Consider the following 24634-nt stretch of genomic DNA (forward strand, 5'->3'; position numbering starts at 1 on the left):
TGGGACGGCGATGACGTTCACGTTGTTCCCCGACACCCGCCTCACGCTCGCCCGCGACGCGCTCGCCGGCCTGTCGGTGGGCGACGCCCTCGGCTGCCGGTTCTTCGTCCCCGGCGGGGCGGTCGCCCCCTGGCCGGACGCGCTCCCGCCCGGCCCGTGGCCGTGGAGCGACGACACCGAGATGGCCTGCTCCGTGCTGGACGTGCTCGCCGCGCACGGCCGGACCGAGCCGGACGCGCTCGCGCTCGCCTTCGCCACCCACTACGACCCGGCCCGCCGCTACGGCGCGGGCGCGGTCGAACTGCTGGAACTCATCCGCGCCGGCACGCCCTGGCCGGTGGCCGCCGCGTCCGCCTTCGGCGGGCAGGGGTCCTGCGGCAACGGCGCGGCCATGCGCGTCGCCCCGCTCGGCGCCTGGCACGCCGACTCCACCCGACGCGCCGCCGAGCAGGCCCGCGCCTCGGCCGAGGTGACCCACGCCCACCCGGAGGGCGTCGCCGGAGCGGTGGCGGTGGCGGTGGCCGCCTCGCTGGCCGCCCGCGCCCGCCTCGACGGCGACCGGCCCGAACCGGCCCGGCTGCTCGGCGCGGTGGCCGGCGCGCTCGACGGCGCCGGCGAGGTGCACCGGGGCGTACGCCGGGCCGCCGCGCTGCTCGGCCGCCCGGCCGGCGAGGTGGCCGAGGCGGTGGGGAACGGCTCGCGGATCACCGCGCAGGACACCGTGCCGTTCACGCTCTGGGTCGCCGCCACGCTGCTGCACGACTACCCGGCCGCGATCCGCACGTGCGTGGAGGCGGGCGGCGACGTGGACACCACGGCGGCGATCGTCGGCGGGATCGTCGCCGCCCACACCGGCGTCGGCACGCCCGGCGGCGTCCCCGAGGGCTGGCTGACCGCCCGGGAACCCCTGCCCCCCTGGCTCACCGCTTCCGCCTGACCGTTCCGCCTTCGCGCTGCCGCCCGGCGCCGGCCCGCGCTGCCGCCCGGCTCGGTCGATCATGAAGTTGACGGTGGATGCTGTCTGATTTGTCGCCGCCAACTTCATGATCGACGGGGCTGGGGCGGTAGTCAGGAGTGTGCGGGGGCAGTGCCGGCGGTGACGGGTTCGTCGGAGGCCGGGGCGTCGGTCGCGGGCGCTCGGACGGCGCCGCCGTCCCCAGGGTGGGCGCCGGCACCGGGATTGGCGCCGGCATCGGGTTGGGCGGGGGTGCCGGGCTCGGCGCCGGCCTGCGGGGTGGGGGAGTCGGCGGTGTCCGGCGGGAGGGCCATGGTGCCGCGCCGGCGCCGGCTGAGCAGCCAGCCGATCGCGGCCCCGCCGGCCAGGCCGGCGAGCAGGCCGCCACCGAGCAGCAGGTCGGCGCTCGGTCCGTCGTCGGCGGCCTCGGCCGCCGGGCCTCCGGCGGTGGCCCCGCCCGGTGCCGTGGCCCCCGGCGCGCCGGCCACGGTGCCGTGACCGCCGTGACCGCCGTGGCCCCCGGCGCCGGTGCCGGCGTCGCCGCCGCCCGTGGCGGTGCCCGGCGGTGGGGGCAGCAACGCGACCGTCGGGGCGGGGTGCGCGCCGCCGGCCGGGTCCGCCCAGCGGACCACCGTGCCGTCGGCGTACGTCTGCACCACGGTGAAGGTCAACCGGTCGGTGGCCGGCATCGGCCCCATGCCGAGCGGCAGCCGCGTCGCGCCGGCGCCGCCGCCGGGCACCCGCAGCCAGGTCACCGCGTGGGTCACCTGGTTCAGTTCGGGCGCGTGGATCCCGGCGACCGGCCGGTCCAGCGTGCGGGTGGTGATGGTCGGCGCCCAGTCCGGCACGGACAGCGGATAGACCTCGCCGATCGGGGCGTCCGCCGGCATGGTCAGCTCGATCTTCGTGGTCCGGGTGCCGGGCCGGTCGGCGGGCACCACCACGGACAGTTCGATCGCGTCGCCCTGGTGCACCTCACCGGGGGAGGTCGTGACGGTCACGCCGGCGGCGCTTGCCGGGCCCGGCCAGCCCACCGCTCCGGCGAGCGCGGCGGCCAGCAGGGCCGTCGCCCACCGGCCCTGACGGGTCATCCTCATCGTCGTCCCCATCCTTCTCGACCGGGGCCGGTTCCGGCTCCGGCCCCACCCGGTAGTTCGGGCCGGACGGTCGAAAGGTTCAACGTGGCGTCGAAGTCGGGACGGGGGCCGCGTCCCCGACGGCGCGGATCCGGGCGACCGATACGATCACAGGGGCCGGTCATCCGGCAGATCCGTACCGTCGACGACAGGAGTCACCGTGTCCGCACCCCGTATCCCCGTCGTGGCCGACCCCGTCGTCGTCGCCGCCGGGACCACGGCGGCCGACGCGGTGGCCGCGGCCGGCCTGCCCACGAGCGGGCCGAAGGCGATCGTGGTGGTCCGCGACCCGCACGGCCAGCTTCGCGACCTGGACTGGAGGCCGGCCGAGGAGACCTCGGTCGAGCCGGTGCCGCTGGACAGCCCGGCCGGCCTGGAGGTGCTGCGGCACTCCACCGCGCACGTGCTCGCCCAGGCGGTGCAGGACGTCTTCCCGGAGGCGAAGCTCGGCATCGGCCCGCCGATCGAGAACGGCTTCTACTACGACTTCGGCGTCGCCAAGCCGTTCCAGCCGGACGACCTGGCGAAGCTCGAGAAGCGGATGCAGGAGATCGTCAAGTCCGGCCAGCGGTTCCGCCGGCGCCGCTTCGCCAGCCTGGACGAGGCGCGGGGCGAGCTGGCCGCCGAGCCGTTCAAGCTGGAGCTGATCGAGGTCAAGGGCGAGGGGCTGGACTCCTCCGAGGTGATGGAGGTGGGCGGCGGCGAGCTGACCATCTACGACAACCTCGCCGCGAACGAGGACAAGGTCTGCTGGTCGGACCTGTGCCGCGGCCCGCACCTGCCGAACACCCGGCTGATCGGCGCGTTCAAGTTGATGCGTTCCGCCGCCGCCTACTGGCGTGGCTCGGAGAAGAACCCGCAGCTCCAGCGGGTGTACGGCACCGCGTGGCCGACCCGGGACGAGCTGAAGGCGTACCTCAGGTTGTTGGAGGAGGCCGCCCGGCGCGACCACCGCAAGCTCGGCGCGGACCTCGACCTGTTCAGCTTCCCCGACGAGATCGGCTCCGGACTGGCCGTCTTCCACCCCAAGGGTGGCGTGCTCAAGCGGGTGATGGAGGACTACGTCCGCACCCGGCACATCGAGGAGGGCTTCCAGTACGTCGGGACGCCGCACATCTCCAAGGAAGGTCTCTTCCACACGTCGGGCCACCTGCCCTACTACGCCGACGGCATGTACCCGCCCATGGAGCTGGAGGGCGCGGACTACTACCTCAAGGCGATGAACTGCCCGATGCACAACCTGATCTACCGCTCGCGCGGGCGGTCCTACCGTGAGCTGCCGATGCGGCTGTTCGAATTCGGGTCGGTCTACCGGTACGAGAAGTCGGGCGTTGTGCACGGGCTGACCCGGGTGCGCGGCCTGACCCAGGACGACTCGCACTCCTACTGCACCCGGGAGCAGGCGCCGGCCGAGATCAAGCACCTGCTCGGCTTCGTGTTGAGCCTGCTGAAGGACTTCGGCATCGACGACTTCTACCTGGAGTTGTCGACGCGCGACGAGGCCCGGCCGGACAAGTTCGTGGGGTCCGACGAGGACTGGGCGACGGCGACCGCGGTGCTGGAGCAGTGCGCCCGGGAGACCGGCCTGGACCTGGTGCCGGACCCGGGCGGCGCGGCCTTCTACGGCCCGAAGATCTCCGTGCAGGCCAAGGACGCCATCGGCCGCACCTGGCAGCTCTCGACCATCCAGTACGACTTCAACCAGCCGAAGGGCTTCGGGCTGGAGTACCAGGCGGCCGACGGCACCCGGCAGCAGCCGGTGATGATCCACTGCGCGAAGTTCGGCTCGATCGAGCGGTTCATCGGCGTGCTCACCGAGCACTACGCGGGCGCGTTCCCGGCCTGGCTCGCCCCGGTGCAGGTGGTCGGCATCCCGATCCGCGACGACCACGCCGACTACCTCCAGGACTTCGTCACCACCCTGCGCCGCAACGGGATCCGGGCCGACGTCGACATGGGCGACGACCGGATGCAGAAGAAGATCCGCAACGCCCAGCAGCAGAAGATCCCGTTCATGGTGATCGCCGGGGACGACGACGTGGCCGCCGGCACGGTCTCCTTCCGCTACCGGGACGGGTCGCAGCGCAACGGCGTGCCGGTCGACGAGGCGGTGGCGCACGTTCGCGAGGTGGTCGAGTCCCGCACCAACGGGGGCCCCTCCGCCGCCTGAGCGCCGGCGCGGTTCGGCGGGCCGGGGGCGCGGATCGTAGGATCGCCGGTGTGACAGGGGTGGAGCGGCACGCGGACAGTGGTCTGGCGGACGGGCTGGAACGGCTCTGGACGCCGCACCGGATGACCTACATCTCCGGGGAGGACCGACCCGAGGGCGGCTACGAGAAGCCGACCGGCTGCCCGTTCTGCCTGGCCCCCGGCCGCCCGGCGGAGGAGAGCCTGGTGGTCGCCCGCGGCGAGCACGTGTTCGCGGTGCTCAACCTCTATCCCTACAATCCCGGCCACCTGCTGGTCTGTCCCTACCGGCACGTCGCCGACTACACCGAGCTGGACGCTCCGGAGACCGCCGAGCTGGCCGTGTTCACCAAGGCCGCCATGCGGGTGGTCCGGCAGGTGTCCAGCGCGCACGGGTTCAACCTGGGCATGAACCAGGGCGGCGTGGCCGGCGCGGGCATCGCCGCGCACCTGCACCAGCACGTGGTGCCGCGCTGGGGCGGCGACGCCAACTTCATGCCGGTGATCGGGCGCACCAAGGTGCTGCCGCAACTGCTCACCGACACCCGTGACCTGTTCGCCAAGGTGTGGCCGGCCTGACTCAGCGCAGCCGGCCCCGCACCCGGGCGAGCCGGCGGCGGGCGCCGGTGGCGGTGCGCTGGGCGGCCGCGGCCCGGTCGGCGGCGAGTTCGGCGCGGACCGCGAGCTGACGCAGCCGCCGCTGCACCATCCGGTCGCCGTGCCGGGCGATCCACAGGCACACCACGGCCAGCGGCAGCTCGACGAGTGCCGCCAGCGCCACCGACACCACCAGGTCCGGACCGGGCGGCGTGGTGGTGACGTCGAACCAGGCGTCCACCACGAGCATGGTCGCGGTGGCGGCGGCCGCGAGCACCACCTGCCGGTTCCCCCGGTACGCGAGCCAGGCGGTCAGCCCGAGCAACGCCACCAGACCGAGGTCGAAGCCGACCCAGGCGGCCCGGTAGTGCACGGTCACCTGGTGCCGGGGCAGGGTAAACGCCAGGTAGCCGATCCAGGGCAGGGTGAGCACGGCCAGCGCCACGAACGTGGGCGCGACCCAGCGCGGCACCGGGCGCACCCGGGCCGCCTCGTCGACCTGTTCCACCGACGTCTCCATCCGCGCCTCCCGGCCCCGGTGGTGCCCCGGCCGCCGGGCTCGGCAAACCCGGCGGGCACCCCTTCGACAGTACGATCTTGCGCATGGCCCTGCTGCATCGCGCGGAACTGCGCCCCTCGAAGCTGGAACTGCTCGTGCCCTGGCTGCCCGGCCGGCCCTGGTTCGCGGGGGAGGCGGGCGCGGCGGTCAGCCGGGTGGCGGCCTACCGGTTCGACGACCCGGCCGGCGAGGTCGGCATGGAGACGCTGCTGGTGCGGGCCGGGGCCGGGCCGGTGCTCCAAGTGCCGTTGACCTACCGGGGCGCGCCGCTGGCCGGCGCGGACCGTTTCCTGGTCGGCGTGGTGGAGCACTCCGTGCTCGGTCGCCGCTGGGTGTACGACGCCGTCGGTGACCCGGTCTACCTGCCGGCGCTGGCCGCCGCAGTGCTCGCCGACGCCGGCCAGGCGCAGGAGTACTTCGAGGTCGACGGCGAGCGGCAGGTGCGCGAGCCGAGCATGACGGTGTCGGGCAGCCGGACCGACCGGGCGCTGCCGGCCGGCCCGGCCGACGAGGTGGTCGACGGCGATCCGACGCTGATCCGGGCCGGCGGCGTCGAGCTGGCCCTGGTCCGCCGCCCCGTCCCGGCGTCGGCCGCCGGCCCGGTACCGACCGGCGTCCCGGCGTCGGCCGGGCTCACGATCGCCGGCCGGCTCGTCGGCGCCTGGCCCGGACAGGACGCCGAGGTCCTCCTGGCCTTCGTGCGCTGAGCCGCCACCGCCTGCCGGCGGCCGGCGGCGAGGACCATCCGGTTCGAGCGACATACCGCAGCGTCATAATTATGACGCTGCGGTATATCGCTCTCACCTCGACCATTCGCCAGGCGCGTCACGCGCAGTAACGGTCATGGCGGACATGGAGTGACGAACCGGCCCAGCGGTGCCGTGAAGGTGACAGGATTCGGCGATGGCAGTCAGCACGCGGTCGCTCGGCCGCAGCGGCATCGAGGTGAGCGCCCTCGGGATGGGGTGCTGGGCGATCGGCGGCCCGTGGGCCGAGGGCGCCCGTCCGCTGGGCTGGGGCGCGGTCGACGACGACGAGTCGGTGCGGGCGGTCCGCCGCGCCCTCGACCTCGGGGTGACGCTCTTCGACACCGCCGACACGTACGGGGCCGGGCACGGCGAGCGGGTGCTGGGGCGGGCTCTCGCCGGCCGGCGGGACCAGGCGGTGATCGCCACCAAGTGGGGCTACACGTTCGACGAGCGCAGCCGGCAGGCCACCGGGGAGAACGCGTCGCCGCAGTATCTGCGCCGGGCGGTGGTGGACTCGCTGCGCCGGCTGGACACCGACCGGATCGACCTCTACCAGCTCCACCTGGGTGACCTGCCGCTGCCCCGCGCCGAGGCGCTTGTCGGCACGCTCGACGACCTGGTCGCCGACGGCCTGATCCGGGCCTACGGGTGGAGCACCGACTCCGCCGACCGGGCGGCCGCGTTCGCCCAGGCCGGCCGGGGCGCCACCGCCGTGCAGCACGCGCTGTCGGTGCTGCGGGACGCTCCGGCCGTGCTGGCCGCCTGCGAGAAGCACGACCTGGCCAGCCTGGCCCGGGGGCCGCTGGCGATGGGGCTGCTCACCGGCAAGTACACGCCGGAGTCGACGCTGCCCCGCGACGACGTACGCGGTCTCGGGCCGACCTGGCTGGAGTGGTTCCGCGGCGGCCGGCCGGCCCCGGAGTGGCTGCGCCGGGTGGCCGCGGTCCGAAGCGCGCTGACCGCCGACGGGCGCACCCTGGCGCAGGGCGCGCTCGGCTGGATCTGGGCGCGCAGCGACCGCGCGGTGCCGATCCCCGGCGCCCGCACCGTCGCCCAGGTGGAGCAGAACGCCGCCGCGCTGGCCCGGGGGCCGCTGGACGCGGACCACTTCGCCGAGGTGGAACGGCAGCTCGCGGCCGTCCGCTCGGCGGCCCGCCGGGACGCCGACCGCCCGCACTGGCCGATGCCCCCGATCCCCGCCGTCCGCCCCTGACTGGTCAGGCGTGGTTGCCGGCCTCCTTGCGGACCTGGTCGGCCAGGTGGGCCGGCATCGGGTCGTGGCGGGCGAACTCCCGACGGAACGTGCCGGTGCCGGCCGTCATCGCGCGCAGCTCGACCGCGTAGCGCAGCAGTTCGGTGGCGGGCACCTCGGCGCGGACCAGGGTGCGGCCCTCGGCCTCCGGGTCCGGCTCGGTGCCGAGGACCCGGCCGCGCCGGCCGGACAGGTCGCCCATCACCGCGCCGACCGACGAGTCGGCCACCCGCACGGTGATCTCGTCGACCGGTTCGAGCAGCGTCGGCTGGCCCTTCTCGGCGGCGTCGCGCAGCGCCAGCGCGCCGGCGGTCTGGAACGCGGCGTCGGACGAGTCGACGCTGTGCGCCTTGCCGTCGACGAGCGTCACCCGCAGGTCGACCACCGGGTGGCCGGCGACCAGGCCGCGTTCCATCTGCGTCCGGACGCCCTTCTCCACCGACGGGATGTAGTTGTGCGGCACCGCGCCGCCGACCACCCGGTCGACGAACTCGAAGCCGGCGCCCCGCGGCAGCGGCTCCACCTCGATGTCGCAGACCGCGTACTGGCCGTGCCCACCGGACTGCTTGACGTGCCGGCCGTGCCCCCGGGCGGCGGCGGTGAACGTCTCGCGCAGCGACACCCGGACCGGTTCGGTGTCCAGTTCGACGCCGCCGCCGCGCAGCCGGTCGAGCACCACGTCGGCGTGCGCCTCGCCCATGCACCAGAGCACCAGTTGGTGGGTCTCCGGGTTGCGCTCCAGCCGCAGCGTCGGGTCGCCGGCCACCAGCCGGGACAGGTTGCGGGCCAGCGCGTCCTCGTCGGCCCGGCTCCGCGCCACGATCGCCACCGGCAGCAGCGGCTCCGGCATCTCCCAGGGCGCGACGAGCAGTGGCTCGTCCTTGGCCGAGACGGTGTCGCCGGTCTCCGCGCTGCCCGACTTGGTGATCGCGCAGAGGTCGCCGGCGACACACGCCGACACCTCGCGCAGCGTCGCGCCCAGCGGCGTGTAGACGTGCCCGACCCGCTCGTCGGCGTCGTGGTCGGGGTGGCCGCGCTCGGACAGGCCGTGACCGGACACGTGGATCACCTGGTCGGGGCGGAGCGTGCCGGAGAAGACCCGGACCAGCGAGACGCGCCCGACGTGCCGGTCCACCGTCGTCTTGACCACCTCGGCGACAAGCGGGCCGTCCGGGTCGCAGGTCAGCGGCGGGCGGGGCGAGCCGTCCAGGCCGGTGACCGCCGGCAGGTCGTGCTCCAGCGGCGACGGGAACGCCGAGACCAGGCCGTCGAGCAGCGCGTCCAGGCCGACGCCGGTCTCCGCGCAGACCGGCACCACCGGATAGAAGTGGCCGCGGGCGACCGCCGTCTCCAGGTCGGTGATGAGCACCTCGGGGTCGATCTCCTCGCCGCCGAGGTAGCGGTCCATCAGGGTCTCGTCCTCGCTCTCCGCGATGATCCCCTCGATCAGCTCGTCGCGGCTCTCCTGGATCGCGGGCAGGTGCTGCGGGTCCGGCTCACGCACGGTGGGCGGCAGGCCGGCGGAGTAGTCCAGGACCCGGCGGGTGATCAGGCCCATCAGGCCGGCCACCGACTCGCCGTCGTCGCCCAGCATCGGCAGGTAGAGCGGGAGCACGTTGTCGCCGAAGACGCGCTGGCAGAGCGCCACCGCCTCGTCGAAGTCGGCGCGGGGGTGGTCCAGCCGGGAGACCGCCACCGCGCGCGGCATGTCGACCGCGGCGCACTCCTCCCACAGCGCGGCGGTGGCGGCGTCCATCCCGTCGACCGCGGAGACCACGAACAGCGCCGCGTCGGCGGCGCGCAGCCCGGCGCGCAGCTCGCCGACGAAGTCGCCGTAGCCGGGGGTGTCCAGGAGGTTGACCTTGACGTCGCGGTGGACCAGCGGGGCGCAGGCCAGGCTCACCGAGCGCTGCTGGCGCACGGCCGCCGGGTCGTGGTCGCAGACCGTGGTGCCCTCGGCGACCGACCCGGCCCGGCCGATCGTGCCGCTGGCCGCGAGCAGCGCCTCGACCAGGGTGGTCTTGCCGGCGCCGGAGTGCCCGACGAGCACCACGTTGCGAACCCTGCCGGGCTCGGTCACCACCGGCGCGCCGCCGGTGACACCCTTCTCGTTCTTCTGCGCCATCGCGGCGCACCTCCCTCAACCGGTGGTGGTGGCGACCGCCGCGGGCGACGGGGGAGCGGACCCCGATGGGCGCCGCGGCGATATCTTCCGGTGGACTCCTGCGGGAGGGGCACGCCGACCGGCGCTCCGGTGAACTGGCTCACCTCCCACGCTCGATCTCACACCCGCGCCGGTGCCGGCACAAGGCCGGCCGGGCGGGTCGTACGCCCGGCTGTGTCCCCGGCCGCCGCCGGCCGTTATCGTGGGACCGCCATGGCGAAGATCTTCCAAGTGACGGCCCGCGCGGGCATGACCCGCGTCGTGGAGCCGATCGCGCGCGGACTGCTCCGCGCGGGTGTGTCCCCCAACGCGGTCACGGTGACCGGCACGGTCGGCGTGCTCGTCGGCGCGCTCGGCTTCGGCGCGCGCGGCCATCTGGTCGCCGGCGCGCTGATCGTCACCCTCTTCGCCCTCACCGACCTGCTCGACGGCACGATGGCGCGGATGAGCGGTGGCTCCACCCGGTTCGGGGCGTTCCTCGACTCGAGCATGGACCGGGTGGCCGACAGCGCGGTGTTCGGCGCGGTCGCCTTCTGGCTGGCCACCCAGCACCAATACTCGGGCGTGGCCGCCGCGCTGCTCTGCCTGGCCGCCGGCGGGCTGGTCTCCTACGTGAAGGCCCGCGCGGAGGGTCTCGGCATGACGTGCGACGTCGGCATCGCCGAGCGCACCGAGCGGCTGCTCATCGTCGGGGTCGGCGGTCTGCTCACCGGGCTCGGCCTCGACAAGGCCCTGGAGGTCGCGCTCTGGCTGCTCGCCGCGGTGTCGATCTTCACCGTGGGACAGCGGATGGCGCACGTGTACCGGCAGGCCCAGCGGGTCGGCGTCGAGTGAACCTCACCGAGGCGGGCTACGTCGCGGGCTGGCGCCTGGTCCGGGCGCTGCCCCGCCCCGTCGCGGCGGCGGCCTTCCGGGCCGGCGCCGACCGCGCCCACCGCCGCGACGGCGGGGGCGCCCGTCGACTGCGCGCCAACCTGCGCCGGGTGGTCGGCCCGGAGCTGCCCGAGGCGGAGTTGGACGCGCTGGTCCGTGCCGGCCTGCGCTCGTACGCCCGCTACTGGATGGAGTTGTTCCGGCTGCCCGGCCTGAGCCGGCCGGAGATCCTCGCCGGGTTCCGCCTGGACGGCGCCGAGAAGCTCGCCGCGGACGTGGCGGCCGGGCGCGGCGCGGTGGTGGCCCTGCCGCACGCCGGCAACTGGGACGCCGCCGGCGCCTGGGTGGCGGCCACCGGCTGGCCGATGACCACGGTGATGGAACGGTTGAAGCCGGAGGGCGTCTACGAGCGGTTCGTCGCGTTCCGGGCCGGGATGGGGATGGAGATCCTGCCCACCCACGGCGGCCCCCGTCCCGCGTTCGACGTGCTGGTGGACCGGCTGCGCGCCGGCTCGGTGGTGCCGCTGCTCGCCGACCGGGACCTCTCCGCCCGAGGTGTGGAGGTGGACTTCTTCGGCGGCCGCACCCGGATGCCGGCCGGCCCGGCGCTGCTGGCGCTGCGCACCGGCGCGCCGCTCTACGTCGCCTCGATGTGGTACGAACCGGACGCCGCCTGCGCCTCGATCGACGGCCCGCTGCCGCTGCCGGCGGAGGACAGCGCGCCGCTGGACGCCCGGGTGAAGGTGGTGACCCAGCGGATAGCCGACGGTCTGGCGGCGGGCATCGCCCGGCATCCGCAAGACTGGCACATGTTGCAGCGGATGTGGCTGGACCAGGCTCGGGGCGAGGCGCCGACGTCGGCGCAGCCGCCGGCCACCACCGGCCCGGTCTAGGGGGACGCCATGCGGATCGGCATCGTGTGCCCGTACTCCTTCGACGTCCCGGGCGGGGTGCAGAACCACGTGATGGACCTGGCCGAGGCGCTGCTCGGCCTCGGGCACGAGGTGAGCGTGCTGGCCCCGGCCGACGAGGACTCGGCGCTGCCGCCGTACGTGGTGTCGGCGGGGCGGGCCGTGCCGCTGCCGTACAACGGGTCGGTGGCCCGGATCGCGTTCGGCCCGGTGTCCACCGCCCGGGTCCGCCGGTGGATCAACCGCGGCGACTTCGACGTGCTGCACGTGCACGAGCCGCTGACGCCGAGCCTGTCGATGCTGGCGGTGCTCTGCGCCCGCGGCCCGGTGGTGGCCACCTTCCACACCGCGATGACCCGCTCCCGGGTGCTCTCCGCGGCGCAGGGCGTGCTGCAGATCCTGCTGGAGCGGATCACCGCCCGGATCGCGGTCAGCGCGCTGGCTCGCAAGGTGCAGGTCGAGCACATGGACGGCGGCGCCGTGGAGATCCCGAACGGGGTGGCGGTGGCGAAGTTCGCCGGGGTGGAGCCGCTGCCCGGCTGGCCGGGGGAGTGCGCGCCCGGCAGCGGCGGCACGCTGGGCTTCCTGGGCCGGTTCACCGAGCCGCGCAAGGGCTTCCCGATCCTGCGTGACGCGTTCGTCGCGCTCGCCCCGCGTCGCCCGGGGCTGCGTCTGCTGGTCGCCGGTCCGGGCGACGCGGACGAGCTGTACGGGCGCTTCCCGGCCGATCTGCGTGACCGGGTGACGTTCCTCGGTCTGGTCTCCGAGCCGGACAAGGCGCGCATGTTGCGCAGCGTGCACCTCTACGTGGCGCCGAACACCGGTGGGGAGTCGTTCGGCATGATCCTCACCGAGGCGCTCGCCGCCGGGACCACCGTGACCGCCAGCGACCTGGACGCGTTCCGCCGGGTGCTCGACGGCGGGCGGGCCGGGCGGCTCTTCCCGACCGGCGACCCGGTGGCGCTGGGCGCCGTGCTGTCCGAGCTGCTCGACGACGACGGCCAGCGGGCCGGCCTGACCGCCGCCGGCGACCAGGTGGTCGCGAATTTCGACTGGCCCGTGGTTGCCCGCCGGGTTCTGGAGGTATACGCAGCCGCGATCGAGGCCACCGACGGCCGGGTCATGGACCAGGAGTGGGCGGGGCTGGGCTGACCGCGGTGGCCGGTGGGGCCGCTGTGACGAGCGCGTCGACCGGTGCCCGCGCCGGCCGGCCGGGATGAGGAGCAGCACTACGATGCCGGGCATGTGGTGGGTGGTGGGCGCGGCGCTGGTGCTCGGGCTGGTCTCGGCGTACCTGATCTGGACCGCCGGCCGGGTGCAGCGGCTGCAGGTCCGCGCGGACTCGGCGGCCCGCGCGCTCGACGCCCACCTGCTGCGCCGCGCGGCCTCCGCCGCGGTGCTGGCCGAGCAGCGGTACGGCGTGGAGCTGTACGCCGCCGCCCGGATCGCGCTGGACGCGGTCCCGGAGGAGCGCGAGGCGGCCGAGAACGACCTGACCCGGCAGTTGCGCGCGGTGCGGCTGGACCCGGACGACCCGGCCTGCGGCGCGGTGATCGCGGCCAGCCGGCGGCTGGCGCTGGCCCGGCAGGTGCACACGGACCTGGTCCGGGACGCGCGCTCGGCGCGTGGGCGCCCGCTGGTGCGCCTGTTCCGGATGGGGCGGGGCCGGGAGTGGCCCCGCTACTTCGACATCGACGACCCGACGCTGGTCCCGCGCGCGGACGTGAGGACCGGCTGAGCGCCGCCGGTGGCCGTGACGGCGGCCACAGGGCAGGCCACCGTGGGTGCGATTGGCTGTCGGAGCGGCGTCGCGGCGGCCTTAGCATTTCGGCGCAGCCCACCGCGACAGCACGCCGAGGAGCGATGACCCGTGTCTGAATCCACCGCCCCGACCACCGATCCCGCCGTCGGCACCGCCCGCGTCAAGCGGGGCATGGCCGAGATGCTCAAGGGCGGTGTGATCATGGACGTGGTCACCCCCGAGCAGGCGAAGATCGCCGAGGACGCCGGCGCCGTGGCCGTGATGGCGCTGGAGCGGGTGCCGGCCGACATCCGCGCCCAGGGCGGCGTGTCCCGGATGAGTGACCCGGACATGATCGACGGCATCATCGCCGCCGTCTCGATCCCGGTGATGGCCAAGGCCCGCATCGGCCACTTCGTCGAGGCGCGGGTCCTCCAGGCGCTCGGCGTCGACTACGTCGACGAGTCCGAGGTGCTGACCCCGGCCGACTACGCCAACCACATCGACAAGTGGGCGTTCACCGTCCCGTTCGTGTGCGGGGCGACGAACCTGGGCGAGGCGCTGCGCCGGATCACCGAGGGCGCCGCCATGATCCGCTCGAAGGGCGAGGCGGGCACCGGGGACGTCTCCAACGCCACCACGCACATGCGGAAGATCCGGCAGGAGATCCGCCGGCTCCAGAATCTTTCGGCCGACGAGCTGTACGTCGCGGCGAAGGAGCTGCAGGCCCCGTACGAGCTGGTGAAGGAGGTCGCCGAGCGCGGCAAGCTGCCGGTCGTGCTGTTCACCGCCGGCGGCATCGCCACCCCGGCGGACGCGGCCATGATGATGCAGCTCGGCGCCGAGGGCGTCTTCGTCGGCTCGGGCATCTTCAAGTCCGGCAACCCGGCGCAGCGGGCCGCCGCGATCGTCAAGGCGACCACCTTCCACGACGACCCGGACGTGCTGGCGAAGGTGTCGCGCGGCCTGGGCGAGGCGATGGTGGGCATCAACGTCGACGAGATCCCCCAGCCGCACCGCCTCGCCGAGCGCGGCTGGTGAGCCGGGCGTGACCGTACCCGTGATCGGCGTGCTCGCGTTGCAGGGCGACGTACGCGAACACGTCGCGGCGCTGACCGGCGCGGGCGCCGACGCCCGCCCGGTGCGCCGCCCCGGCGAGCTGGACGCCGTCGACGGCCTGGTGGTGCCCGGCGGCGAGTCGACCACGATCAGCAAGCTGGTGGACATCTTCGAGATGCGCGAGCCGATCGACAAGCGCATCGCCGGCGGCATGCCGGTCTACGGCTCCTGCGCAGGCATGATCATGCTGGCCACCGAGGTGCTGGACGGCCGCCCCGACCAGCGCGGCTTCGCCGGGATCCCGATGACGGTCCGGCGCAACGCGTTCGGCCGCCAGGTGGACTCGTTCGAGGCCCCGGTGGCGGTCACCGGCATCGACGGCGAGCCGTTCCACGCGGTCTTCATCCGCGCGCCGTGGGTGGAGCGGGTCGGCCCGGACGTCGAGGTGCTGGGCCGGGTCACCGACGGCCCGGCCGAGGGGCGGATCGTCGCGGTCCGCCACGGCAACCTGCTGGCCACCTCGTTCCACCCCGAGCTGACCGGTGACCTGCGTCTGCACCAACTCTTCGTGGACGTGGTCCGGGCCGCCGCCTGACCGACCGCCGGCACGTGCCGTGCCGGTCGTGGTGACGGGAGTGACGCGCGGTGACGTCCGCTCGGTAGGATTGCCGGGTTCGGCTCCGGCGTGGGCTGTCGACGCAGGCGTGGATCACTAACGGAGGTACTCAGATGTCCGGCCACTCAAAGTGGGCGACCACCAAGCACAAGAAGGCCGTGATCGACGCCAAGCGCGGCAAGATGTTCGCCAAGCTGATCAAGAACGTCGAGGTGGCGGCCCGCACCGGCGGCGGCGACCCGGCCGGCAACCCCACCCTCTTCGACGCCATCCAGAAGGCGAAGAAGAACTCGGTCCCGAACGACAACATCGACCGCGCGGTCAAGCGCGGCTCCGGCCTGGAGGCCGGCGGCGCCGACTGGCAGACGATCATGTACGAGGGCTACGGCCCCAGCGGCGTGGCGATGCTGATCGAGTGCCTGACCGACAACCGCAACCGCGCCGCCACCGAGGTGCGCACCGCGCTGACCCGCAACGGCGGCTCGCTCGCCGACGCCGGCTCGGTGTCGTACATGTTCTCCCGCAAGGGCGTGGTGATCGTGCCGAAGGCCGGCACCAGCGAGGACGACGTGATGATGGCCGTCCTCGACGCCGGCGCGGAGGAGGTCAACGACCTCGACGAGGCGTTCGAGGTGATCTCCGAGCCGGGCGACCTGATCGCGGTGCGCACCGCGCTCCAGGACGCCGGCATCGAGTACGAGTCGGCCGAGTCGTCGCTCGTGCCCAGCGTGAACGTGCCGCTGGACGAGGAGGGCGCGCGCAAGATCTTCAAGCTGATCGACGTGCTGGAGGACTGCGACGACGTGCAGAACGTCTACGCCAACTTCGACGTCTCCGACGAGGTGATGGCCGCGGTCGGCTGACCACCCGCGCCGGGCCGGGCGCCGGGCACCCCTCAACCGGGTGCCCGGCGTTCGTCGTCTCCGCCAGCGGAAAACCGCGTGGGGGCGACCCTCGGTCGCGCGTACCCTGCCGGGATGCTCGTACCCGATCTGCCGCTGCGCACCGACCGCCTGGTGCTGCGGGCCTTCACCGCCGACGACCTCGCCGTGGTCCGGGACTACCGGGGCCGCCCGGAGGTCACCCGCTTCCTCTACCACCAGCCCTACGACGACGCCGCCGCCCGGGCGGCGATCGACCGGCTGGTCCGGCGCACCGCCCTGCGCGCGGAGGGCGACGTGCTCAACCTGGCCGTGACGCTCGCCGGCACCGGCGAGTTCGTCGGCGACGTGCTGCTGACCTGGACCAGCGCGGAGCACCGGCAGGGCGAGATCGGCTACGTGGCCCATCCCGACCACACCGGCCACGGCTACGTGACGGAGGCGGCCCGGGAGCTGCTGCGGCTGGGCTTCGAGGGCTTGGGCCTGCACCGGATCGTGGGCCGGCTGGACGCCCGTAACACGGCCTCGGCCCGGGTGTTGGAACGGCTGGGCATGCGCCGCGAGGCGCACCTGCGGGAGAACGAGTTCGTCAAGGGCGAGTGGACCGACGAGGCCGTGTACGCCGTGCTGGCCCGGGAGTGGCGGGCGGCGGTCTGACGGGCGGCGTACCCGACGGCCCGGCGCGCGCCCTCGACGGGCGGCGCCGGGCCGTCTGCGGTCTCAGCGGGCGGCTCGCCGGGCCTTGACCGCGCTGTCCACCACGTCCCAGACCGCGATCACCACGGTCACCACCGCGGCGATGCGGGCGACGTCGTCCGCGCCGCCGTCGCGCAGCCAGGTGAACCTGTCCACCAGCTCCGGGTTGAGCATCCGGTCGGTCAGCAGCAGCCAGACCACCGGCGCGGCGAACGCCAGGTTGAGCAGCGCGTTGACCGCCACCAGCGGCCAGGTCCACCGCCGCGCCCGGTACTTCGCGACCTCCAGGCCGACGGTGGCGAGGAGCACCACGATCAGGGCCGGGAGCCAGAAGCTCCACAGTGCCGGGTCGAGCACGGGCAGCCGCGTGCCGTCGCCGATCCAGTGCTGGAAGTGCTGCCAGACGATCGCCGCGACGGTGCCGAGCAGGAAGACGACGGAGGCGACGCTGTCCGGTTGGCCGATCTGCCGGTCGCCGGTCTCCTCGGGGAGCTGGTCGACGGTCCACTCGGGCAGGCCCAGCGGAGCCCGGGTGCGCTCCAGGACGGCGAAGCTCAGCGTCACCCAGAAGGCGACCTGCACCGCGGTCTGGAACGCGACCGAGATCGCCGCGCCGATGGCCCGGCCCGGCTCGTCGCCGACGGTGGCCGTGACGAGACCGGTGATCACGCCGACCGCCGCCGGGATGTAGGTGAGCATGGTGCGCAGCACCTGCCACCAGAGCAGGTAGTAACGCGGGCCGATGAGCTGAAGCGTGCGGTCGCTGTAGCGGGCGGCGAGCTGCTCGGGGCGGCCCATCTCGGTGAGCACCTCGCGCTCGGCGGCGGCGTGGTCCTGCCCGCCGGTGGTCCGGTCGTCGATCATGTCGGCGATGGAGGCGCGCAGCTCCTCGGCCAGCTCGGCGCGACGGGGCGCCGGCACGGTCCGCAGGGTGGCCGCCACGTAGCGGTCGGTCAGGGAGCTCATCGCCCCACTCCTTCGATCAGTTGGGTGACGGACGTCCGCACCGCGGTCAGGTCGTCGAGCAGGCGGCCGAGCACCGTCTCGCCGTCGTCGCTGGTGCGGTAGAACTTGCGCGGCCGGCTCTCCTCGGTGTTCCACTCGCTGGTCAGCAGCCCCTGATCCTCCAGGCGGCGCAGCAGCGGGTAGAGCGTGTTGGCGTCGACCGCGAAGCCGTGCGCGGCCAACCGTTGCAGCAGGGCGTAGCCGTAGTCGGGGCGGCGGAGCGCCACCAGGCTGGCGACGACGACCGTGCCGCGCCGCAGCTCCTGAAGGTGGGTCCGGAGGACCTCGTCGCTGACCATGCGTCACACGATAGTGTGTGCCACACACCATTGCAAGTCGATACACCGTCGTGTGGCACGAACCAGTGTCCGGAGAGACCCGGACCACCCTCGGCGCGGACGGTGGAGCCGGCGAGATCGCCTCGGTAGGGTGGGTCGGTCGACTCCGACGCAGCTTGATCCACAACCCGGGGGGCGCCACGCATGGGCGATTCGTTCGCGCATCTGCACGTACACACCGAGTACTCGATGCTCGACGGTGCGGCCCGGCTCAAGGACCTCTTCGCCGAGGCGGCGCGGCTCGGCATGCCGGCGGTCGCGATCACCGACCACGGCAACATGCACGGCGCGAACGACTTCTACAAGCAGGCCATGGCCGCCGGGGTCAAGCCGATCCTGGGCGTCGAGGCGTACGTGGCGCCGGAGTCGCGCTTCCACAAGGCCCGGGTCAAGTGGGGGCGCCCCGAGCAGAAGAGCGACGACGTCTCCGGCAACGGCGCCATCACCCACATGACCATGTGGGCGGCGAACCGCACCGGCCTGCACAACATGTTCCGGCTCAACTCCCGCGCCTCGATGGAGGGCCACTACGTCAAGTGGCCCCGGATGGACATGGAGCTGATCGCCGAGCACGCCGAGGGCATCATGGCCACCACCGGCTGCCCGTCCGGCGCGGTGCAGACCCGGCTGCGGCTCGGCCAGTTCGACGAGGCGCTCAAGGTCGCCGCCGCCTACCAGGACATCTTCGGCAAGGACAACTACTTCCTGGAGATCATGGACCACGGCCTCGACATCGAGCGCCGGGTCCGCGACGGGCTCACCGAGATCGCCCGCAAGCTCGACATCCCGCCGGTGGTCACCAACGACTCGCACTACACCCACGAGGCGCAGGCCGAGGCGCACGACGTGCTGCTCTGCGTGCAGACCGGCAGCAACGTCGCCGACCCCAACCGGTTCCGCTTCGAGGGCGGCGGCTACTTCGTCAAGTCCGCCGACCAGATGCGCGCCGTCGACTCCTCCGAGCTGTGGCAGCAGGGCTGCCGCAACACGCTGCTGGTGGCCGAGAAGGTCGACCCGACCGGGATGTTCACGTTCCACAACCTGATGCCGCGCTTCCCGATCCCCGAGGGCGAGACCGAGGAGTCCTGGTTCCGCAAGGAGACGTTCGTCGGGCTCAAGCGCCGCTTCCCGAACGGCATCCCGGAGGGCCACGTCGTCCAGGCGGAGTACGAGCTGGGCGTCATCATCCAGATGGGCTTCCCGTCCTACTTCCTCGTGGTCGCCGACTTCATCCAGTGGGCGAAGAGCCAGGGCATCGCGGTCGGCCCCGGTCGTGGCTCGGCGGCCGGCTCACTCGTCGCGTACGCGTTGGGCATCACCGACCTGGACCCGATCCCGCACGGCCTGATCTTCGAGCGGTTCCTCAACCCCGAGCGTGTCTCGATGCCCGACGTCGACATCGACTTCGACGAGCGTCGGCGCGGCGAGGTCATCAAGTACGTGACCGACAAGTGGGGCGAGGACAAGGTCGCGCAGATCGCCACGTTCGGCACGATCAAGGCGAAGGCCGCGATCAAGGACTCGGCCCGGGTCCTCGGCTACCCCTACGCGGTCGGCGACCGGATCACCAAGGCGATGCCGCCGGCCGTGATGGGCAAGGACATCCCGCTGTCCGGCATCTTCGACCCGAAGCACCCGCGCTACGCCGAGGCCGGCGAGATCCGCGGGCTCTACGAGACCGACCCGGACGTCAAGAAGGTCATCGAGACCGCGAAGGGCATCGAGGGGCTGATCCGGCAGAGCGGCGTGCACGCCGCAGGCGTCATCATGTCCGCCGAGCCGATCATCGACCACATCCCGCTGATGCGGCGCGACGCCGACGGCGTCATCATCACGCAGTTCGACTACCCGACGTGCGAGTCGCTCGGGCTGCTGAAGATGGACTTCCTCGGCCTGCGCAACCTCACCATCATCGACGACGCGGTGAAGAACATCCGGCTCAACCACGGCAAGGAGCTGGACCTGCTCGGCCTGCCGCTGGACGACAAGGCCGCGTACGAGCTGCTCGCCCGGGGCGACACGCTCGGCGTGTTCCAGCTCGACGGCGGGCCGATGCGCTCGCTGCTGCGGATGATGAAGCCGGACAACTTCGAGGACATCTCCGCCGTCCTGGCGCTCTACCGGCCCGGTCCGATGGGCGTCGACTCGCACACCAACTACGCGCTGCGCAAGAACGGCCTCCAGGAGATCACCCCGATCCACCCGGCGCTGGAGGAGCCGCTGCGCGAGATCCTCGCCCCCACCCACGGCCTGATCGTCTACCAGGAGCAGGTGCAGCGCGCCGCGCAGATCCTCGCCGGCTACACGCTCGGCCAGGCCGACCTGCTGCGCCGCGCGATGGGCAAGAAGAAGAAGGAGATCCTGGACAAGGAGTTCGTCCCGTTCCGGGACGGCTGCCGCGCGAACGGCTATCCCGACGACGCCATCCAGGCGGTGTGGGACGTGCTGGTGCCGTTCGCCGGCTACGCGTTCAACAAGGCGCACTCCGCCGCGTACGGCCTGGTCTCCTACTGGACCGCCTACCTGAAGGCGCACTACCCGGCGGAATACATGGCGGCGCTGCTCACCTCCGTCGGCGACGACAAGGACAAGATGGCGCTCTACCTGTCCGAGTGCCGCCGGATGCGCATCCAGGTCCTCCCGCCGGACGTGAACACCTCCGCCGGGCCGTTCACCCCGGTCGGCAAGGAGATTCGCTTCGGTCTCGGCGCGGTGCGCAACGTCGGCGCGAACGTGGTCGCGTCGATCATGCGCTGCCGCGAGGAGAAGGGCGAGTACGCCGACTTCTACGACTTCCTGTCCAAGGTGGACGCGGTCGCCTGCAACAAGAAGACGATCGAATCGCTGATCAAGGCCGGCGCGTTCGACTCGCTGAACCACGCGCGCAAGGGCCTGCTGGCCGTGCACGCCGACGCCATCGACGCGTACGCCGACGTCAAGCGCAAGGAGGCGGTCGGCCAGTACGACCTCTTCGGCGCCGGGTTCGGCGACGCCGACGTCGGTGGCAGCACCACGGTCATGCCGGTCATCGGCGACGGCGAGTGGGACAAGCGGGACAAGCTGGCGTTCGAGCGGGAGATGCTCGGCCTCTACGTCTCCGACCACCCGCTGTTCGGCCTGGAGCACGTGCTCGGCGCGGCGGCCGACACCACCATCGCCGCGCTCTCCGAGGAGGGCACGGTGCCCGACGGCGCGGTCGTCACGCTCGCCGGCATCCTCTCCGGGGTGCAGCGCCGGGTCACCAAGCAGGGCCGGGCGTGGGCCTCGGCCACCCTGGAGGACCTGGCCGGCGGCGTGGAGACGCTGTTCTTCCCCAACACCTACGAGGTGATCGGGCAGTACATCGCCGAGGACGCCATCGTGGTGGTCAAGGGCCGGGTGGACCGGCGCGACGACACCCCGCGGATCATGGCGATGGACATGTCCATGCCGGACGTGACAAGCAACCCGGCCAACAAGCCGGTCACGCTGACCATCCCGGTGCACCGCTGCACCCCGCCGCTCGTCGAGCGGCTCAAGGAGACCCTGGTGCTGCACCCCGGCGACACCGAGGTGCACGTCAAGCTGCTCAACGGCGGCAAGGTCACCACGCTGCGCCTCGGCCCGTTCCGGGTGGCCGCGACCACCGCGCTGATGGGCGACCTGAAGAGCGTCCTGGGCCCGGCCAACGTGAGCTGACCGTGCGGGACGGGCGGTGATCGGGCAGCATCGCAGGGATGCCGCCCCCCGACCTGCTGCGCGTGCGTGACCTGGTCCCCGACGCCCTGACCTGCCTCCGCGACTGCCGGCGGGCGCCGGCCGGGCGCTGGCCGGAGCGGTGGCGGTCCGGTTACCTGGCCCGGCACCCGGACGTGTTCGGCGTGCTCGACCGCGACGGCGACTGGTCCGACCCGGCGGGCGTGACCGCCGCCGTGGCCGGGCTCCGCGACCGCACGGCCGACCTGGCAACCCGAGCCGAGACGGTACGCGCGCTGCTGCCCGCCGGCGTCGCCGACGTGGCCGGCGCGCTCGGCTGGGCCGGCGAGGGCGGGCCGGTCGAGTGCGTGGTGCTGGTCGGGCTGCACCTGGCCAACGGCTGGGCCGACGACCTCGACGGCCGCTACGCGCTCTTCCTCGCCGTGGAACAGCTCGGCCCGGACGAGGACGTCGGGCTGCTGGTGCGGCACGAGGCCGCGCACGTGGTGCACGACCGCCGGGCCGGGATCCGCGACTGGCCGTCGCACGGGGTGGCGAACCAGCTCTTCGCCGAAGGGCTGGCCACCCAGGTCAGCGCCGAACTCGACCCGGGCCGGCCGCCGGAGGCGTACCTCTGGTTCGGTCGCCCCGGCCACCGGCGGTGGTTCGACGAGTGCCGCCGCCGCTGGCCGGAGATCCTCGGCCGGGTCCGCGCCGACCTCGACGCCGTCGACCCGGACCACCACGCCGCGTACTTCCTCATGCGGGACTCGCCGCTGCGCGGCGACCTGCCCCGGCGCTGCGGCTACCTGGTCGGCCTGGCTGCCGTGCGGCGGCTGCGGGCGCGCCACGGCCTGCCCGAGCTGGCCGGCTGGTCGCTGCCCCGGGTCCGGGCGGAGATGGCGACCACGCTCGCCGGCCTGCCCGCGCCCGACTGAGCCGGATCAGGTCGGCCGGTACTCCATCTCCGGGCGGCCCGGGGCGCCGTAGCGGGGCGTGCGGACCGCGCGGTCGGCGGAGACCAGGTATTCCAGGTAGCGGCGCGCGGTGACCCGGGAGATGCCGGTGCGCGCGCCGACCTCGGCCGCCGACCGCCCCCCGGTGTCGAGCGCGGCCAGCACGGCGTGCAGCGTCTGCTCGTCCAACCCCTTCGGCAGGGTGTGCGCCGCCGCCCCGCGCAGCGTGGCGAACATCCGGTCCACCTCGTGCTGCGCGGCCACCTCGCCCCCGGCCAGCGCCTGCCGGCGGTATTCGGCGTAGCGCTCCAGCTTGTCCCGGAACGCGGCGAAGGTGAACGGCTTGAGCAGGTAGTGGGTCACCCCGAGGGAGACCGCGGTGCGCACCGCGGCCAGGTCGCGCGCCGACGTCACGGCCAGCACGTCGACGCCGCTGCCGGCCGCCCGCAGCGCCCGGCAGACCTCCAGCCCGTGCAGGTCGGGCAGGCGGAAGTCGAGCAGCACCAGGTCGACGCCCGCGCCGGAGCGCAGCGCCGCCATCGCGTCCCGGCCGGTGTGCGCCACGCCGACCACGACGAAGCCGGCCACCCGTTCGGTGTACGCCTTGTGCGCCTCGGCCAGCAGCGGCTCGTCCTCCACCACCAGCACCCGCACGTCCGCGGTCACCGGTCCGCCCCGGGCAACGGCAGGCGGACCGTGAAGACGGTCTCGGAGTCCTCGGTGCGGGTCACGTCGGTGGTCCCGCCGTGCCGGCGGACGACCTGCCCGACCAGGGCGAGGCCGAGCCCCCGGCCGGCGCTCTTGGTCGACCAGCCGCGCCGGAACGCGTCCGCCACCCGGTCCAAGGCGAGCCCCGGGCCGGTGTCGCCGACGCGGACCACCAACTCGTGGGCGTCCGCGCCGACGAACACCCGGACCCGGCGCGGCGGCGGGGTGGCGGCCACCGCGTCGAGCGCGTTGTCGACCAGGTTGCCCACCACGGTGATCAGGTCGGTGCCCGGCAGCGGGCTGCCGTCGAGGCGGCAGTCCGGCTCGACCACCAGGTCCACCCCGCGCTCGCCGGCCCGCGCGGACTTGCCGAGCAACAGCGCGGCCAGGGCCGGCTCGGTCACCGCGCCGACCACCCGGTCGGTGAGCTGCTGGGCGAGCGCCAGGTCGCGGGTGCCCAGCCGGACCGCCTCGTCGGTGCGGCCCAGCTCGACGAGCGTCAGCACGGTGTGCAGCCGGTTCGCCGACTCGTGCGTCTGCGCCTGCAACGCCTCGGTCAGCGCGCGTACCGAGTCCAGCTCGCTGGCCAGGTTGCGCAGCTCGGTCTGGTCGCGCAGGGTCAGCACGGTGCCGAGTGCCGCGCCCTCGAACCGGGTGGTCCGCTGGTTGGCCACCAGCACCCGGTCCCCGGCCAGGACCGGCTCGTCGTGCGCGTCCCGGCCGGCCGCCAACAATTCCGCCACCGCCGGCGGGAGGTCGATCGCGGCCACCGGCCGGTCGGTGACCGGTGCCTCCTCGGCCAGCCCGAGCAACCGCCGTCCCTCGTCGTTGACCAGCGCCACCCGGCGGTCCCGGGTCAGCACCACCAGCCCCTCGCGGACGGAGTGCAGAACCGCGTCGTAGTACTCGTACATCCGGGTCATCTGGGCCGGCCCGAGCCCGTGCGTCTGCCGGCGCAGGCGACGGCTGAGCAGCCACGAGCCGGTGGCCGCGAGCGCCAGCGCGGGCACCGCCGAGCCGAGCAGCACCGGCGCCTGGGCGAGCAGCTTCCGGTTGATCGCCCGGGTGGTGATGCCTACCGAGACCAGCCCGACGATCCGCCGGCCGTCGCCGTACACCGGGACGACCGCGCGCACCGACTCGCCGAGCGTGCCGACGTTCGTCACGGTGAACGGCTCGCCGGCCAGCGCCGGGCCGATGTCGCCGATGAACGGGCGGCCGATCAGCGTGGGGTTGGGGTGCGAGTAGCGGGTCCGGTCCGGCGCCATCACCACCACGAAGTCCGTTCCGGTGGCCCGTTGGGTGGCCTCCGCGTACGGCTGGAGCGTCGCCGCCGGGTCGGCGGCGGTGAGGGCCGCGCGGACGCTGGGGGAGCCGGCGACGGCCTGTGCCACGGCCAGCACCTCGTCCTGCGCGGCCTGCTGGGAGTCGCTGCGGGCGAGCCAGACCGCGCCGCCGGCGCCGGCCAGCACGAGCAGCGTCACCACCACCGCCTGGAGGGCGAAGAGTTGCCCCGCGATGCTCCACTGCCGCCGCGCCACCGTGCCAGTGTGGCGCACCGCCCCGGCGCCGTTTC

Annotated in this window: 22 protein-coding genes; 15 read left to right on the forward strand and 7 right to left on the reverse strand. The window is 73.7% G+C overall.

Annotated elements, in window-relative coordinates:
* Positions 1–10: 10 nt before the first annotated feature.
* Positions 11–937 (forward strand): ADP-ribosylglycohydrolase family protein, encoded by a 927-nt coding sequence (locus ACIA5A_RS22665; protein WP_396765643.1) that lies wholly within the window; start codon positions 11–13, stop codon positions 935–937.
* Positions 938–1068: 131 nt separating this feature from the next.
* Here the strand turns inward: ACIA5A_RS22665 and ACIA5A_RS22670 are convergent, their stop codons facing one another.
* On the reverse strand, positions 1069–2052 hold the full coding sequence (locus tag ACIA5A_RS22670; RefSeq protein ID WP_396765645.1) for a DUF1775 domain-containing protein: 984 nt from the start codon (positions 2050–2052) through the stop codon (positions 1069–1071).
* A gap of 199 nt (positions 2053–2251) precedes the next feature.
* On the opposite strand from ACIA5A_RS22670, the gene thrS reads away from it, so the two are divergent.
* Both thrS and ACIA5A_RS22680 read left to right on the forward strand, forming a co-directional pair.
* A complete protein-coding gene (gene thrS, locus ACIA5A_RS22675; protein WP_396765648.1) occupies positions 2252–4261 on the forward strand; it encodes a threonine--tRNA ligase in 2010 nt (669 codons plus the stop codon).
* A 50-nt stretch (positions 4262–4311) separates the two neighbouring features.
* Entirely contained in the window at positions 4312–4857 is a 546-nt protein-coding gene (locus ACIA5A_RS22680; RefSeq protein WP_246411390.1) for an HIT domain-containing protein, read from the forward strand.
* Position 4858: 1 nt separating this feature from the next.
* On the opposite strand, the gene ACIA5A_RS22685 is transcribed toward ACIA5A_RS22680, so the two are convergent.
* Complete coding sequence (locus ACIA5A_RS22685) at positions 4859–5395, reverse strand: hypothetical protein (protein ID WP_396765651.1); 537 nt, start codon at positions 5393–5395, stop codon at positions 4859–4861.
* An 83-nt stretch (positions 5396–5478) separates the two neighbouring features.
* On the opposite strand from ACIA5A_RS22685, the gene ACIA5A_RS22690 reads away from it, so the two are divergent.
* Complete coding sequence (locus tag ACIA5A_RS22690) at positions 5479–6141, forward strand: hypothetical protein (protein ID WP_396765654.1); 663 nt, start codon at positions 5479–5481, stop codon at positions 6139–6141.
* Between the two features lie 196 nt (positions 6142–6337).
* Positions 6338–7396 carry an aldo/keto reductase gene (locus ACIA5A_RS22695; RefSeq protein WP_396765656.1) on the forward strand — a complete coding sequence of 353 codons (1059 nt, stop codon included), beginning with the start codon at positions 6338–6340 and terminating at the stop codon, positions 7394–7396.
* A 4-nt stretch (positions 7397–7400) separates the two neighbouring features.
* On the opposite strand, the gene ACIA5A_RS22700 is transcribed toward ACIA5A_RS22695, so the two are convergent.
* A complete protein-coding gene (locus ACIA5A_RS22700) occupies positions 7401–9560 on the reverse strand; it encodes an elongation factor G-like protein EF-G2 (protein ID WP_396765658.1) in 2160 nt (719 codons plus the stop codon).
* Between the two features lie 252 nt (positions 9561–9812).
* On the opposite strand from ACIA5A_RS22700, the gene pgsA reads away from it, so the two are divergent.
* From pgsA to ACIA5A_RS22740, 8 genes are all read left to right on the forward strand, one after another.
* Positions 9813–10433: a phosphatidylinositol phosphate synthase gene (gene pgsA / locus ACIA5A_RS22705; RefSeq protein WP_396765660.1), complete on the forward strand. Its 621-nt coding sequence runs from the start codon at positions 9813–9815 to the stop codon at positions 10431–10433.
* Entirely contained in the window at positions 10430–11365 is a 936-nt protein-coding gene (locus tag ACIA5A_RS22710) for a phosphatidylinositol mannoside acyltransferase (protein ID WP_396765663.1), read from the forward strand. Before pgsA ends, ACIA5A_RS22710 begins: the two co-directional genes overlap by 4 nt.
* A gap of 9 nt (positions 11366–11374) precedes the next feature.
* Positions 11375–12535, forward strand: a complete 1161-nt coding sequence (locus ACIA5A_RS22715; RefSeq protein WP_396765666.1) for a glycosyltransferase family 4 protein — start codon at positions 11375–11377, stop codon at positions 12533–12535.
* Positions 12536–12617: 82 nt separating this feature from the next.
* Positions 12618–13121: a hypothetical protein gene (locus tag ACIA5A_RS22720; RefSeq protein ID WP_396765669.1), complete on the forward strand. Its 504-nt coding sequence runs from the start codon at positions 12618–12620 to the stop codon at positions 13119–13121.
* Positions 13122–13253: 132 nt separating this feature from the next.
* A complete protein-coding gene (gene pdxS, locus ACIA5A_RS22725) occupies positions 13254–14165 on the forward strand; it encodes a pyridoxal 5'-phosphate synthase lyase subunit PdxS (protein ID WP_396765671.1) in 912 nt (303 codons plus the stop codon).
* A 7-nt stretch (positions 14166–14172) separates the two neighbouring features.
* Entirely contained in the window at positions 14173–14778 is a 606-nt protein-coding gene (pdxT, locus tag ACIA5A_RS22730; protein WP_396765674.1) for a pyridoxal 5'-phosphate synthase glutaminase subunit PdxT, read from the forward strand.
* Between the two features lie 134 nt (positions 14779–14912).
* Positions 14913–15662, forward strand: coding sequence for a YebC/PmpR family DNA-binding transcriptional regulator (locus ACIA5A_RS22735; RefSeq protein WP_091067368.1), 750 nt, complete (start codon positions 14913–14915; stop codon positions 15660–15662).
* A gap of 114 nt (positions 15663–15776) precedes the next feature.
* On the forward strand, positions 15777–16337 hold the full coding sequence (locus ACIA5A_RS22740) for a GNAT family N-acetyltransferase (protein ID WP_396765679.1): 561 nt from the start codon (positions 15777–15779) through the stop codon (positions 16335–16337).
* Positions 16338–16400: 63 nt separating this feature from the next.
* On the opposite strand, the gene ACIA5A_RS22745 is transcribed toward ACIA5A_RS22740, so the two are convergent.
* A complete protein-coding gene (locus ACIA5A_RS22745) occupies positions 16401–17342 on the reverse strand; it encodes a permease prefix domain 1-containing protein (protein WP_396765681.1) in 942 nt (313 codons plus the stop codon).
* A complete protein-coding gene (locus ACIA5A_RS22750) occupies positions 17339–17680 on the reverse strand; it encodes a PadR family transcriptional regulator (RefSeq protein ID WP_181567732.1) in 342 nt (113 codons plus the stop codon). The genes ACIA5A_RS22745 and ACIA5A_RS22750 overlap by 4 nt, the downstream gene beginning before the upstream one ends.
* A gap of 183 nt (positions 17681–17863) precedes the next feature.
* Here ACIA5A_RS22750 and dnaE point away from each other — a divergent pair, with 183 nt between their 5' ends.
* Both dnaE and ACIA5A_RS22760 read left to right on the forward strand, forming a co-directional pair.
* Positions 17864–21397 (forward strand): DNA polymerase III subunit alpha, encoded by a 3534-nt coding sequence (gene dnaE / locus ACIA5A_RS22755; protein ID WP_396765684.1) that lies wholly within the window; start codon positions 17864–17866, stop codon positions 21395–21397.
* Between the two features lie 38 nt (positions 21398–21435).
* Positions 21436–22332: a hypothetical protein gene (locus ACIA5A_RS22760; RefSeq protein WP_396765687.1), complete on the forward strand. Its 897-nt coding sequence runs from the start codon at positions 21436–21438 to the stop codon at positions 22330–22332.
* A 6-nt stretch (positions 22333–22338) separates the two neighbouring features.
* Here the strand turns inward: ACIA5A_RS22760 and ACIA5A_RS22765 are convergent, their stop codons facing one another.
* Both ACIA5A_RS22765 and ACIA5A_RS22770 read right to left on the reverse strand, forming a co-directional pair.
* Entirely contained in the window at positions 22339–23016 is a 678-nt protein-coding gene (locus ACIA5A_RS22765) for a response regulator (RefSeq protein ID WP_396765690.1), read from the reverse strand.
* Entirely contained in the window at positions 23013–24599 is a 1587-nt protein-coding gene (locus ACIA5A_RS22770) for an ATP-binding protein (RefSeq protein WP_396765693.1), read from the reverse strand. Before ACIA5A_RS22770 ends, ACIA5A_RS22765 begins: the two co-directional genes overlap by 4 nt.
* Positions 24600–24634 lie beyond the last annotated feature (35 nt).

Source organism: Micromonospora sp. NPDC051300 (assembly GCF_044455315.1).
GTDB classification, from domain to species: Bacteria; Actinomycetota; Actinomycetes; order Mycobacteriales; family Micromonosporaceae; genus Micromonospora; species Micromonospora robiginosa.

Coding starts and splice junctions, on each gene's coding strand:
- ACIA5A_RS22665 (WP_396765643.1), top strand. CDS start 11: ATGACGTTCACGTTGTTCCCCGACACCCGCCTCACGCTCGCCCGCGAC.
- ACIA5A_RS22670 (WP_396765645.1), bottom strand. CDS start 2,052: ATGAGGATGACCCGTCAGGGCCGGTGGGCGACGGCCCTGCTGGCCGCC.
- ACIA5A_RS22685 (WP_396765651.1), bottom strand. CDS start 5,395: ATGGAGACGTCGGTGGAACAGGTCGACGAGGCGGCCCGGGTGCGCCCG.
- ACIA5A_RS22690 (WP_396765654.1), top strand. CDS start 5,479: ATGGCCCTGCTGCATCGCGCGGAACTGCGCCCCTCGAAGCTGGAACTG.
- ACIA5A_RS22695 (WP_396765656.1), top strand. CDS start 6,338: ATGGCAGTCAGCACGCGGTCGCTCGGCCGCAGCGGCATCGAGGTGAGC.
- ACIA5A_RS22700 (WP_396765658.1), bottom strand. CDS start 9,560: ATGGCGCAGAAGAACGAGAAGGGTGTCACCGGCGGCGCGCCGGTGGTG.
- pgsA (WP_396765660.1), top strand. CDS start 9,813: ATGGCGAAGATCTTCCAAGTGACGGCCCGCGCGGGCATGACCCGCGTC.
- ACIA5A_RS22715 (WP_396765666.1), top strand. CDS start 11,375: ATGCGGATCGGCATCGTGTGCCCGTACTCCTTCGACGTCCCGGGCGGG.
- ACIA5A_RS22720 (WP_396765669.1), top strand. CDS start 12,618: ATGCCGGGCATGTGGTGGGTGGTGGGCGCGGCGCTGGTGCTCGGGCTG.
- ACIA5A_RS22735 (WP_091067368.1), top strand. CDS start 14,913: ATGTCCGGCCACTCAAAGTGGGCGACCACCAAGCACAAGAAGGCCGTG.
- ACIA5A_RS22740 (WP_396765679.1), top strand. CDS start 15,777: ATGCTCGTACCCGATCTGCCGCTGCGCACCGACCGCCTGGTGCTGCGG.
- ACIA5A_RS22745 (WP_396765681.1), bottom strand. CDS start 17,342: ATGAGCTCCCTGACCGACCGCTACGTGGCGGCCACCCTGCGGACCGTG.
- ACIA5A_RS22750 (WP_181567732.1), bottom strand. CDS start 17,680: ATGGTCAGCGACGAGGTCCTCCGGACCCACCTTCAGGAGCTGCGGCGC.
- dnaE (WP_396765684.1), top strand. CDS start 17,864: ATGGGCGATTCGTTCGCGCATCTGCACGTACACACCGAGTACTCGATG.
- ACIA5A_RS22760 (WP_396765687.1), top strand. CDS start 21,436: ATGCCGCCCCCCGACCTGCTGCGCGTGCGTGACCTGGTCCCCGACGCC.